Consider the following 12109-nt stretch of genomic DNA (forward strand, 5'->3'; position numbering starts at 1 on the left):
AATTTAGAGGTATAAAAGCAACTTTTGGGAAATTGATTTTTTTAGAAAATTAATATAGGAATAGAAATTAAATAAGTTCAATGTATTACATTCGTAATTCGTAATCTTTAATTCGTAATTGTTCCTTATGCTTTTATGACTTCGCCTAATAATTAAATTCCAGTATAATGCCGATAGGTTTAATTGGTAAAAAAATCGGAATGACTAGTTTGTTTGATGCCGATGGACGCAGTGTCGCATGCACAGTAATACAAGCTGGTCCTTGTGTCGTAACACAAGTCAAGACTGAAGATACAGACGGTTATCGTGCCGTACAAATGGGTTTTGGTGAGCGTAAAGAAAAAAACACTCCTAAGCCTCTTCAAGGACACTTCAAAAAATCAGGAACTACTCCAAAAAGCAAACTTGTAGAGTTTCGTGATATGGGTGTAGATTCTGAAACAACTTATGAAGTAGGTCAAGAATTAAACATTACAGACCTTTTTGAAGAAGGTCAATTTGTAGATGTTGTCGGAACTTCTAAAGGTAAAGGTTTTCAAGGTGTAGTTAAGCGTTATAACTTCGGTGGTGTAGGTCAAGCTACTCACGGTCAGCATAACCGTTTACGTGCTCCTGGTTCAATTGGTGCTTCTTCTTATCCTTCTCGTGTATTCAAAGGTATGCGTATGGCTGGGCGTATGGGTGGTAATCGTGTGAAAGTGAAAAACTTACGTGTAGAAAAAATGATGCCTGAGGCAAACATTATTGTTGTTTCGGGAGCAATTCCAGGTGCAAACAATTCTACTATTCTTATTCAACGTTAATTTTTTTCAAATTACTTTTATTCTTGTCATTGCTGGTAGTTTAGCTAAATTATTTAGCTATAAATAGAACCAATAATAACAAATAACGAATTATCATTATGGAATTACCTATCTTAAATAAAGAAGGAAAAGAAATAGGCAAAAATGCTACGTTGTCTGACAGCGTATTTGCCATCGAACCAAATGACCACGCAATTTACCTAGATGTTAAGCAATATTTAGCTAATCAACGTCAGGGAACGCACTCTTCTAAACATAGAGGAATGGTGTCAGGTTCTACTCGTAAAATAAAACGCCAAAAGGGAACTGGAGGCGCACGTGCTGGTAGTATCAAATCTCCTATATTTGTAGGTGGTGGACGTATTTTTGGACCAGAACCACGTGATTATGGCTTCAAATTGAACCGTAAAGTAAAACAATTAGCTCGTCGTTCTGCTCTTTCTCATAAAGCAAAAGCAGAAGCAATTACAGTTATGGAAAATCTAGTAATGGATACTCCAAAAACAAAAGAGTTTATTGCTTTACTTAATAACCTCAATCTTTCAGGTAAAAAAGTGCTTGTTGTAACAGGAGAACAAAACGATACAGTTTATCGTTCGGCTCGCAACTTACCTAAAACTAAAGTTTTGCCAGCAAATCAATTACATACATATCATATCATGAATAGTGACGTGGTAGTTCTTGCAGAAGGAGCATTAGAAGTAATTCAAGCTGAAGCTAACTCTGAAGCCAACTAATACTTATTACAATTTTTTAAAAAGTTAAATTAGACAAGAATATGAAAACTATTTTGAAAAAGCCTGTAATTACCGAGAAAGCAACAGCAATGAACGAAAATGGTGTATATGTTTTCATCGTAGATAAAAAAGCTACAAAGGCAGAAATCAAAACTGCTGTTGAAAAAATGTATGCAGACCAAGATGCTAAGGTTGTAAAGGTACGTACAGCAATTATTTTCGGTAAGCCGAAATTTCGCTATTTAAAAACAGCAATTACTAAAGGTCATACTTCGACCTATAAAAAAGCGTTTGTACAACTTGAAAAAGGAACTACAATCGATATATTTGACACAGAAGAAAACTAAATTATCGATTAGTTTTAGTGATAAGTAATTAGTCTGAATGCAAATAAAACTGATTCTTATATGCTAATAACTAACCAATAATAAAGTTTGCTTTTATTTTCTGTAAGAGAATTAATAGTGATTAGTTCTTAATTATAAATGACTAGCTGAATACGAATGAAAAATTCAATTCGTTAATCACTAAACGTTAATCATTAATCACTAAAAGTCTCTTTTTATTTAATTTAGTTGTATTGTTTCTTAATCGAAGAAACCACGAAAAAGTAGCAGTAATAGCGCAGAAAAACAGTCTATTCATTATCAAGAATTTCGTATTCTAGGTAGAAAGGTTATTCATTAAATGAAAATTATGAAGTAATTGTAATTTAACTGGTAACTAATTACTGATAATTGATAACTGGCATTATTGTGCTGCAAAGCCTTTTTCGTCTAATCAAAATCAACATGGCTGTTAAAAAGTTAAAACCAATGACTCCAGGTCAGCGTTTTCGTATTGCTCCTACATTTGAGGAAATTACGACAAACACTCCTGAGAAGTCTTTACTAGCACCTTGGAAAAGGTCTGGTGGTCGTAACGGATCAGGGAAAATGACAATTCGTCAACGTGGTGGTGGACACAAAAAACGCTACCGTATCATAGACTTCAAACGTTTAAAGCACGGTGTGCCAGCGACAGTGAAGACTATCGAATATGACCCAATCCGTACGGCTCGTATCGCTCTGCTTTTTTATGCAGACGGTGCAAAAGCGTATATGATTGCGCCTCAAGGAATCAAAGTAGGACAAACTGTAATGTCAGGAGAGAATGCTACTCCAGATGTTGGAAACTGTCTTCCTCTTGGTGTTATGCCTTTAGGTACAATTGTACATTGTATTGAAATGAAACCTGGTCAAGGTGCAAGCCTTGCACGTAGTGCTGGAGCATATGCTCAATTAGTAGCTCGTGATGGCAAATATGCTATTCTTAGACTCCCTTCTGGTGAAACTCGCATGATTCTAGGCACTTGTTATGCTACTGTTGGTACAGTATCTAATGGAGACCACATGAACGTAATTATGGGTAAAGCTGGTCGTAAGCGTTGGCACGGTCGTCGCCCTCGTACTCGTGGTGTTGCAATGAACCCTGTCGATCACCCTATGGGTGGTGGTGAAGGTAAATCATCTGGTGGTCACCCTCGCTCACGCAATGGCTTATATGCTAAAGGACAAAAGACTCGCAAGGTCAATAAATACTCCAATAGCTTTATTATTACTCGTCGTAAAACTCGTAACTCTTAATTATGGCTCGTTCACTCAGAAAAGGTCCCTATATAGACTATCGCTTAGAGAAAAAAGTAGCTGCTTTAGAGCAGACTGGCAAGAAGACCGTCGTAAAGACTTGGTCTCGCCGTTCTATGATTTCTCCAGACTTTATCGGACATACTTTTGCTGTTCATAACGGCAACAAATTCATTCCTGTTTATGTAACTGACAATATGGTTGGTCACAAATTAGGCGAATTTGCACCTACTCGTAACTTTCGTGGGCATATTGCCAAGAAAGATAAGCGTGGTAAGAAGTAAGGTAGTCGTTTTTTTTATTTTGTTTCATCTTTCTAAACAACTAATAAATGGAAGCTGTTGCTAAATTACAGAACGTACCTACATCTCCACGTAAGATGCGCTTAGTCGCTGATATGATTCGTGGGAAAAAAGTAAGTTCTGCAATAAATATGTTAAAATTTGAGCCCAAAGTAGGTGCTCGTTATATGGAAAAATTACTTCTCTCGGCAGTAGCCAACTGGGAAGTTAAACACGAAGATTTCGCTAACGAAATTGGTAGCTTAGTTATAAAAACTGTTTTTGTTGATGGTGGTAAAATGCTTAAACGCATTCAACCAGCACCACAAGGACGTGCTCACCGTGTGCGTAAGCGTTCTAACCACATTACACTTGTTGTTGCATTACCATCAGAAGGTGCTTCACTTGCAGATATGACTGAATCAATTGCGAATCAGGCAGCAGAGCAAGCAGCAGAGGCTTTGGAATCAAATGACAAATCAAACCAAGAATAACAAAAAACTAACACTATGGGACAAAAAGTAAATCCTGTTGGCTTTCGCTTGGGTATTGTTAAAGGCTGGGACTCAAACTGGTACGGTGGCAAAACTTTCGCTGACAAGCTCGTAGAAGACGAAAAAATTCGTAAATATATTCGTGCTAGAATTCAACGTGGTGGTATTTCTAAAATTATCATCGAACGTACTCTCAAGCGCATTACCGTTACTGTTCATACTTCTCGCCCTGGCGTAGTAATCGGACGTGAAGGTAAAGAGGTAGATAACCTCAAAAACGAACTTCAAAAATTGACTTCAAAAGAAGTACAAATCAATATCTTCGAAATCAAACGCCCAGAAATGGATGCTCGTTTGGTAGGTGAAAATATTGCTCAACAATTAGAGGCTCGTATGTCGCACCGTCGTGCGATGAAACAAGCGATTCAAGCTGCTATGCGTGCAGGCGCAGAAGGTATCAAAGTCAAATTGGCTGGTCGTTTGGGTGGTGCTGAGATGGCTCGTGTAGAACTTTATAAAGAAGGAAGTACACCTCTTCACACACTTCGTGCAGACATTGATTATGCTATTAGTGAAGGAAATACTATCTATGGAAAAATAGGTATTAAAGTATGGATTTACAAAGGGCAATTATACGGAAAGCAAGACCTTTCTCCTGCTGCACTTGCTGAAAAGCAAGAACGTAGTGGTGGACGTGGTGGAAATGACCGTCGTCGTGGTCGTAATGACCGTGGTGGAAACCGTCGTGGTGGAAATCGTGGTGGTGGAAACAACCGTGGTGGTGGTGGAGGAGGAAAAAGATAAATTTGTCTTTTTTCAAGTCTTAAACTAACACAGTTTCTGATATAAATAAAAATGAGATACGTTTCTTTTATAGAAATGTATCTCATTTTTTATGCTTCAGAAGGTATTTTAGAACTATAATTTCTCAAATATAAATCCTTTTTCTGAAAAGTGCTCTAAGTAGCGAGGTAATGTATAAAGCATATTTTTTGCAGCCTTGATACTATCATGAAAAGTAATTATCGAACCCGATTCGGTACATTCGATAGACTTTTGAAGGCATACTTTACGAGAAAGAAATTTATCAAAATCCCCTGTCAAGACGTCCCACATCACGATTTGATATTCTGTAGATATTTTTTGAAACTGCTCAGGTGTTAGTTTTCCATAAGGAGGACGGTACAAGGAAACCTGTTCGAACATTTCTAATTTAGAATATTCTTCCAAAATAGTATTCTTGCACTTATTTATATTATCAAAATAATCTTCGTTTTCAGTTGCCCAACCATTCAAATGATTTTGAGTGTGATTGCCTACTGAATGACCTGCATCTATTACTTTCTTAAAAATATGGGGGTTTTTCTTTACATTATCGCCAATACAAAAAAAGGTAGCTTTTGCATCAAATTTTTCTAAAATAGAAAGTACATTTTCCGTTATTTCTGGAATAGGACCATCGTCGAAGGTTAGATAAATAGTAGGCTTTTCGGAAGGCTTAAACCAAAGAAGATTAGGAAAAAGCCATCGAACAATTTTGCCACTTTTATGAGGGTAAGGTTTGAAACGCATCTCTTTTCAGTTAGCAGTTACCAGTAATCAGTTGAATACATAAATTTATGAAGCTACCTTTTTATTACAATTTTTACTCCTCTTCTTCTACAATAGTTGTCATAGAAACCATCGAAGAGGTCATAAACAAGCCCAATACATTTTCTCCTATTATATTTGTACGTGGATTGACAGGAGGAGGACTAAAAAGACCACCATCATTGAAAGAAACATCTACTAAATCATCATAAAAATCATAGGCTTCTTTTGTGATAGAATATTGCTCCAAACGAACAGTATCTCCTAGCTCATACGCATAAGGAAGTTGCAAACCATCTATATTTTCGCCCACAGCGTCATCAGTTGCATACAATAAATCTCCTGCATTATCATAAATGAGCGTATCATTTTGGTAATTTCTCCAAAAATAATAATCTCTAGTTTCTTGTGGTTCTTTGGCATAAAAATACAAATAATATCCTTCATCTTGAAAACGAGATTCTGGTGTAAAGCGAATCTGAACAGAATCTATATTTGTAGTTGGAAAAATTTTACTCTGAGAAGTAAACTCTCTTCCATCATATTCGATGGATAAATCGTATGTATTTCCCACAACTCCTTTATAGTCTGGGTCTTGAGGAAGATAATACCCTGCTTCTTCTTCACTTTCCAAAAAGTCCATTTTATTTCCATCTTGGTCAGTCATTGAAACGATTGCATTAGATACTTTTGGTTCTTCAGAAGGGTCATAAAAATCCAAACTTTCGCCTAGTCTGACAAAAGAATAACCTTTTACATCAATTAGTTCGGCTTCTACAATCAAAGCAGGAGAGTCTGCCCCCTTTAAAGGTAAATCAATTACTTGCTCACAAGAAGAAAAAGCAATGAGAAGAAAAAGCAAAATAAATGCTTTGTTTAAAAATGATATATTTTTCATAGTTGTATGCTTAAAACCCTAAGGGTCTTCAAAGACCCTTAGGGTTTGGTTTATTTATTTTTTTTATCAAGAGAAAATGTAAAATTATAAGTAATGGAAGGAATGATTCCGAAAAGTGTTGTCTGTACGGCTTCATACTCTCCTGTTCCCTCTTCGTTTTCGTCTTGTTTTTCTCTAAAGTAAATAGAAAACGCATTTTTACGATTATAGAAATTATAAATAGAAAAATTCCAACTTCCTTTCCAGTTTTTCTTATGTTTTCCATCAATGGTAAGCGAAATATCGGCTCTGTGATAATCAGGCAAACGGCTGTTATTTCGCTGCCCTGTTTCATAATAATCTACAACTTGATTTCCTACTCTATATCTTCCAACAGGAAAAGTAACGGCAGCACCAGAAGTAAAAATAAAATTACCTGCCAGTGTAACTCTAGGAGAAAATTGATGTGCCACAACAACAGCCAAATTATGAGGGCGATTATAACGTGGACTATATGCATTACCTAAATTAATTTCAGCAATCTGACGTTGTGTAGTGGAAAGTGTATAGCTAATCCAACCCGTCGTTTTGCCATAATTTTTCTTAACATAAAGCTCCAATCCATAAGACCAAGCATTACCAGCAGCAAGAGCTTCTTCAATATTATCGTTCAATAATAAATCTTCGCCATCTCTAACATCAATCTGATTTTGCATGTATTTGTAATACCCTTCTACTGATGCTTCCCATTTATTATCTGCAAAATTTCGAAAATAACCTAAAGCTACTTGGTCAGAGAGCTGTGGTTCAATGTGTTTGTTTGTCGGAATCCAACGGTCAAAAGGAAGAGCAGCTGTATTCGGAGAAACGGTCTGAAGATACTGGCGAGTACGATTATAAGAGGCTTTGATAGAGGATTTTTCATTAAGCAAATAATTTATTGCCAAACGAGGCTCAAAACCTGCATAAAAACTATACGGTTCAAAACTATCATAACTCAAAGTATCAGTAATGTTTGCATCTGTTTTTTGTTCTCCATCTGCGTATTCATATTCTTCTGTTTTTCCTACGTTCTGAAACATCGAAAAACGCAAACCATATTGAAGGGTAATTTTATTGTTTAATTTTTGTTCATTGGCTACATAAAAAGCATTTTCAAAGGCAAATTTATCACTCAACTTGAAGGAATTAAAAATAGACTCTTCGTTTTGAGGTGTTATTTCTGTTGGATTGAAATGATGATAAATATTTTCTGTTCCGAAAGTCATTGTATTTTTAGGATTGATAAAATAATCAAAATCTAACTTGACAGAATAATCCGTTATTCCAGAATCCCAATTAAAGTTTTGTGCGCCATCATTTATCTCAAATCCATAATTAAAATTACTATAAACGGCTGTTGTGTTCAAAAATAATTTCTGATTAAAAATGTGATTCCAACGCAAAGTAGCTGTTGCATTTCCCCAATTCAGACCAAAACCTTCACCAAACTTAAAAACATCTCTACCAAAATAACCAGATAAATAAATACGGTCTTTGTCCGAAATCTCATAATTTGCCTTTGCATTAAAATCATAAAAATATAATTTGTTTTCTCTAAGGCTTGTATCATTAGCAAACCTCAAAAACTGGTCAGCATACGTTCTACGACCAGACAAGATAAACGAGCTTTTTTCATTAATAGGAGCTTCCACCGTCAAACGACTAGAAACTGTACCTATTCCACCAGAAGCATTGAATTTTTTGTTATTTCCGTTTTTCATTCGAATATCAATAATGGAAGAAAGTCGCCCTCCATATTGTGCAGGTATTCCTCCTTTATAGAGTTTTACATCTTTGATAGCATCAGGATTAAAAACGGAAAAGAAACCCAATAAATGCGATGCATTATAAACAGGCGCATCATCTAGCAGAATCAAGTTTTGGTCATTCGCACCACCACGAACAAAAATTCCTCCTGTTCCTTCTCCTGCACTTTGCACACCAGGAAGCAGCGTAAGGGTTCGCAAAACATCCACTTCTCCCAAAAGAGCAGGTAGTTTTTTTACTTGCTCTACTTCCAAAACTTGCGTACTCATCTGTACTTCGGTTACGTTTTCATCTTCTCTTTCGGCTGTAACAACAACTTCTTTCAAGTCTTTTGCTTCACTCATTTCTATATTGAGTGTTATATTTTTGGATAAATCTATCTCAAAAATCTGATTTTCGAAGCCAATATAAGAAACAATAATTCTGTATTTTCCTTCTTCAAGAGTGAGTGAATAAAATCCATATACATTAGCGACTGCACCTGTCCCTGGCATTTTTTCTACCAAAACCGTTGCTCCAATAAGTTCTTCTCCGTTGGCTGCGTCTCGTATTTTTCCACTAAGTGTATATTTATTATTTTGAGCAAAAGCTGAATGCTGACAGTAAGTAGAAAAAACAAAAGTCAGAAACAAGGTGGACAAAACGCACAAAAAATGCGTATAATTTCGTTTCATAATGATTGAGAAATAAAAAATAAGTTGAGAAAATAATCGATGTTTTGAATAATTTGTATGCTATATTTATTGTTTCGGAAGTTTTGTCTTACAAATCAAAAAGACGTAGGTTTGTTTGTAAAAGTTGCTTTTCGGATAGATTTATTAACTTAAGTTAATGAAATCAGTTTAAACTGTTAGTTTGTTTTCCGACGAGGTATAGGTTCACTTTCCCCTACTTAGTTTACAAAAATAAATGAGCTTTAACTTGCTTTAACGTACTTCTTCGGAAATGATACAATTTATTTTAAGAATGAATTATTATTGCTTATCATTTTTATGACCCTTTTAGCAGTAAAAAAAACAAAAAATGACTATTTTGAAGAAATATTTATTACAGCAGCAGTAAGCAAAAACTTAAAAACTCGTGCGCTTACATTTGACAGTCGGTATGCCTATTTGTCTAACCTAAAACTGATTTATAGAGCGAATTGGACGTTTTTTTACTACACTAAAAAGCAACGTAATAACTCGTCTAAAATAAGTATAGACATAATTTTGAAGTGAAATAAATGGATTTTCTAATGATACGAAATTTGATTAAATGAAGTTCAAATAATAAATTTCTAAGAAATAGAAAGTAGATAAATTACTATTTTTAATTAATTGATATGCAGCAATTTTAATTCGTAATTGTTCTTAATACTCTAGCGTCTCAAAAATAATCTCTTCTTCTGCTACATTTCCTAACTTATCTTTTACTTCTACCAAAATAGTATAACTTTTATTTTTAGCAAAGCCACTTATTTTTCCATTATAAAGACGCTTTCCACTTCCATTTATACGATAATAAATTTGTTCGGTGTTAGTCTGTCCATCTTGCGCCCCCAAAAATAACTGAACATAAGAAGGATATGCTGTATCTCTTCCTTCATCTGGCAACGTACTAAAATGATAGAAAACAGTAGGAGCTTCTGCATCAACAGCAAAAGAAGTATTGATAGTATTTCTATTATTTACATTATCATAACCAATAATTTCAAGGCTTTGCATACCAGACTCACGAACATTAAAAGGAGAATCATATTCTATTTCTTCGCCTTGTCCATTTATTTTATAAGTTACTCGTTGCAAACCAGATTCATTATCATTTGCCGTTAATCTCAAATTAGTTTCTGGACTGATATAAAGAATATCTCCTTTTTGAAATGTCTTTCCTTGATATTTATAACCTAATTTTGGACCTGTCAAATCTACGTAAACAGCACTTACATTGTGTCTGTATGTATCAAAGCGTGGGTCAATAGCTCCTTCAACACCTTTATTTTCTGTGTTATCAACGGCATAATAACGAATCGTATGCGTTCCAGATTTAGAAGGCAAGTAAAAAGGGTCTTTATATTGCGCCCATTCTCCTCCATCAATTGAATACCAAACTTCTTTTACACCTGATTTATTATCAACGGCTGTCAGTTTTAGCTTCGTACGACCAGAAAAATAAACTTGCTGACCTACAATAAATTTATCTCCCAAAACATCAGCCGACATAATAGGTGCAGTTCTGTCTAAGTAAAAAGAAAATGATTGTTCGGCTTCTTCATTTTTTAAATAATCAGTAGAATAAAAAGTAAGTGTATGATTTCCGTCACTCAAAGCTTGTAAAGGCAAGTTTCTCTTGTTATAATAAGGCTTGTAGTTTTGTTCGTCAAAACGATAAAATGTATTTTTTACACCTACACTATTGTCTTCTAGCGTAAAGTAAATTTTTGTGCCTAGTGAAATTACATTTTCAGAATTAATTCCGACAACATTATACGTACTGATTGGAGGAGAAACATCGACAACAAATTCTTTTGTATTTTCTTTCTCTACATTTCCTACCTTATCTAATGAGAAATAACGAAGCAAATGGTCGCCTTCCGAATCTACTGAAATCGTATTGGTATAAGGTTGATTTCCCAACCCATCAAGATTAAAAAACAATCCTTCTACACCAGACATTTGGTCTTTTACATCAAGTGTGATTTTCAAGTCTTGTCCATAAAAAGTAGTTCCTTGTTTACGATATACGTAAGGCGTAGTAAATTTTGAAGTAGAGTTTGGCGCAAGTCCGTCAGCATAAATTATATATTCATAGCTATTTCTAGGGTTTTTTCCATCACTATGCTTTAGAATATGAACGCCATGTCCATCTAAGATTATAGGTTCAACTGAAATTTCTTTCGCTCCCACTTTTTTTCCAGAAAGAGGCGTTTTTTCTCCATTCGGACTATTTGAAATATGAAGATAAACAGGTAGTTCTGCTTGTTGATAATATTTTCCATTTTCATCTACGTATGTTCCAGAAAGAGAGTCGGTTTGTGCAGAAACATTAAAGGAGAATAAGAAAATAAATAAAAATGTAACAAGTAATAAAAAGTATTTTTTTTTCATTTGAAAGAATAAGATAGGGAGTTCAGTAGCTTCTGTTCTATATAAAAGAGAATATTGAATTTTATCAAGAATTAGGATAGATAAACTTTAAGGGAGTAGTCTATCGCTAAAATATTTATGTAAATTAATGAATTTTAAGCCATTTATACAATTTTTGAAGGATATTTAATTATTTCGAATTATTTTATTAAGAATCATTCTAAATGACTACTTTTGTAGTCTATAAAAAATATTCATTTTATTCAATCGATTATGAAAGTATCATTTGCTATTCTTGCTACTTTATGTGTTGTCTTTTTTGGCTTTCAACAGCTTAGAATTAATTCTCTTGAAGATAAAATACTAGAATCATCAGTAGAACAACAGAAAGCCCTACAAAAAATAAAAGATGCTGATAAAGAAAACAGTAAAACAAAAGAAGAACATTACGAACTAGCTTTAGCAATGGCAAGAATGCAAACTTATATGCAAAAACTTCACTTCGCAGGGCAGAATGAAAATTGGAAACTAGCAGAGTTCTACACACACGAATTGGAAGAAACAATGGAAGACATCATTGACCATAACGTTGTAGATGAAGGTCAAGAAATTAGTAGTTTAGTCAAAAAAATGACTTTTCCTAATATAGAAAAACTAGAAAAAAATATTGTATCAGAAGATAAAGCTTCTTTTGTAGAGGGCTATCAATTGCTCTTGCGTTCTTGTAATAATTGCCACGTAGTTAGTAAACACGAATTTATTAAAATCACAACGCCACAAAACGAAGGTTTTATTAATCAAGATTTTAGATAGAATAAAATGAGGTTA

13 protein-coding genes are annotated in these 12109 nt (G+C 34.5%); 9 read left to right on the forward strand and 4 right to left on the reverse strand.

The window, feature by feature from the left end; all coding sequences use genetic code 11:
• The first annotated feature begins 167 nt into the window (after positions 1-167).
• The 7 genes from rplC (at position 168) to rpsC (ending at position 4744) form a co-directional block, all read left to right on the forward strand.
• Positions 168-803 (forward strand): 50S ribosomal protein L3, encoded by a 636-nt coding sequence (gene rplC, locus WAF17_RS21420; protein WP_338764290.1) that lies wholly within the window; start codon positions 168-170, stop codon positions 801-803.
• 98 nt (positions 804-901) lie between these two features.
• Complete coding sequence (rplD, locus tag WAF17_RS21425) at positions 902-1540, forward strand: 50S ribosomal protein L4 (protein ID WP_338764293.1); 639 nt, start codon at positions 902-904, stop codon at positions 1538-1540.
• 41 nt (positions 1541-1581) lie between these two features.
• On the forward strand, positions 1582-1887 hold the full coding sequence (rplW, locus tag WAF17_RS21430; RefSeq protein ID WP_338764294.1) for a 50S ribosomal protein L23: 306 nt from the start codon (positions 1582-1584) through the stop codon (positions 1885-1887).
• 444 nt (positions 1888-2331) lie between these two features.
• The gene (rplB, locus tag WAF17_RS21435; RefSeq protein WP_338764296.1) at positions 2332-3165 is read left to right on the forward strand and encodes a 50S ribosomal protein L2; all 834 of its coding nucleotides are present in this window, start codon (positions 2332-2334) and stop codon (positions 3163-3165) included.
• A 2-nt stretch (positions 3166-3167) separates the two neighbouring features.
• Positions 3168-3449, forward strand: a complete 282-nt coding sequence (gene rpsS / locus WAF17_RS21440) for a 30S ribosomal protein S19 (RefSeq protein WP_338764302.1) — start codon at positions 3168-3170, stop codon at positions 3447-3449.
• A 47-nt stretch (positions 3450-3496) separates the two neighbouring features.
• Positions 3497-3940, forward strand: a complete 444-nt coding sequence (rplV, locus tag WAF17_RS21445) for a 50S ribosomal protein L22 (protein ID WP_338764304.1) — start codon at positions 3497-3499, stop codon at positions 3938-3940.
• Positions 3941-3955: 15 nt separating this feature from the next.
• Entirely contained in the window at positions 3956-4744 is a 789-nt protein-coding gene (rpsC, locus tag WAF17_RS21450) for a 30S ribosomal protein S3 (RefSeq protein WP_338764307.1), read from the forward strand.
• A gap of 114 nt (positions 4745-4858) precedes the next feature.
• On the opposite strand, the gene WAF17_RS21455 is transcribed toward rpsC, so the two are convergent.
• The 3 genes from WAF17_RS21455 to WAF17_RS21465 form a co-directional block, all read right to left on the reverse strand.
• A complete protein-coding gene (locus WAF17_RS21455; RefSeq protein ID WP_338764311.1) occupies positions 4859-5512 on the reverse strand; it encodes a polysaccharide deacetylase family protein in 654 nt (217 codons plus the stop codon).
• 73 nt (positions 5513-5585) lie between these two features.
• Positions 5586-6428 carry a DUF4249 domain-containing protein gene (locus WAF17_RS21460; RefSeq protein ID WP_338764314.1) on the reverse strand — a complete coding sequence of 281 codons (843 nt, stop codon included), beginning with the start codon at positions 6426-6428 and terminating at the stop codon, positions 5586-5588.
• A 50-nt stretch (positions 6429-6478) separates the two neighbouring features.
• Positions 6479-8890, reverse strand: coding sequence for a TonB-dependent receptor (locus WAF17_RS21465; RefSeq protein ID WP_338764317.1), 2412 nt, complete (start codon positions 8888-8890; stop codon positions 6479-6481).
• 318 nt (positions 8891-9208) lie between these two features.
• Here WAF17_RS21465 and WAF17_RS21470 point away from each other — a divergent pair, with 318 nt between their 5' ends.
• Positions 9209-9436, forward strand: coding sequence for a hypothetical protein (locus WAF17_RS21470; protein ID WP_338764320.1), 228 nt, complete (start codon positions 9209-9211; stop codon positions 9434-9436).
• A 132-nt stretch (positions 9437-9568) separates the two neighbouring features.
• Here WAF17_RS21470 and WAF17_RS21475 read toward each other — a convergent pair whose 3' ends face one another.
• Positions 9569-11302, reverse strand: a complete 1734-nt coding sequence (locus WAF17_RS21475; RefSeq protein WP_338764322.1) for a hypothetical protein — start codon at positions 11300-11302, stop codon at positions 9569-9571.
• Between the two features lie 252 nt (positions 11303-11554).
• Here WAF17_RS21475 and WAF17_RS21480 point away from each other — a divergent pair, with 252 nt between their 5' ends.
• Positions 11555-12094 (forward strand): hypothetical protein, encoded by a 540-nt coding sequence (locus tag WAF17_RS21480; protein WP_338764324.1) that lies wholly within the window; start codon positions 11555-11557, stop codon positions 12092-12094.
• The last annotated feature ends 15 nt before the right edge of the window (positions 12095-12109 follow it).

Source organism: Bernardetia sp. ABR2-2B (assembly GCF_037126435.1).
In the GTDB taxonomy this organism is placed as follows: Bacteria; Bacteroidota; Bacteroidia; order Cytophagales; family Bernardetiaceae; genus Bernardetia.

Coding starts and splice junctions, on each gene's coding strand:
- rplC (WP_338764290.1), top strand. CDS start 168: ATGCCGATAGGTTTAATTGGTAAAAAAATCGGAATGACTAGTTTGTTT.
- rplD (WP_338764293.1), top strand. CDS start 902: ATGGAATTACCTATCTTAAATAAAGAAGGAAAAGAAATAGGCAAAAAT.
- rplW (WP_338764294.1), top strand. CDS start 1,582: ATGAAAACTATTTTGAAAAAGCCTGTAATTACCGAGAAAGCAACAGCA.
- rplB (WP_338764296.1), top strand. CDS start 2,332: ATGGCTGTTAAAAAGTTAAAACCAATGACTCCAGGTCAGCGTTTTCGT.
- rpsS (WP_338764302.1), top strand. CDS start 3,168: ATGGCTCGTTCACTCAGAAAAGGTCCCTATATAGACTATCGCTTAGAG.
- rplV (WP_338764304.1), top strand. CDS start 3,497: ATGGAAGCTGTTGCTAAATTACAGAACGTACCTACATCTCCACGTAAG.
- rpsC (WP_338764307.1), top strand. CDS start 3,956: ATGGGACAAAAAGTAAATCCTGTTGGCTTTCGCTTGGGTATTGTTAAA.
- WAF17_RS21455 (WP_338764311.1), bottom strand. CDS start 5,512: ATGCGTTTCAAACCTTACCCTCATAAAAGTGGCAAAATTGTTCGATGG.
- WAF17_RS21460 (WP_338764314.1), bottom strand. CDS start 6,428: ATGAAAAATATATCATTTTTAAACAAAGCATTTATTTTGCTTTTTCTT.
- WAF17_RS21465 (WP_338764317.1), bottom strand. CDS start 8,890: ATGAAACGAAATTATACGCATTTTTTGTGCGTTTTGTCCACCTTGTTT.
- WAF17_RS21470 (WP_338764320.1), top strand. CDS start 9,209: ATGACCCTTTTAGCAGTAAAAAAAACAAAAAATGACTATTTTGAAGAA.
- WAF17_RS21475 (WP_338764322.1), bottom strand. CDS start 11,302: ATGAAAAAAAAATACTTTTTATTACTTGTTACATTTTTATTTATTTTC.
- WAF17_RS21480 (WP_338764324.1), top strand. CDS start 11,555: ATGAAAGTATCATTTGCTATTCTTGCTACTTTATGTGTTGTCTTTTTT.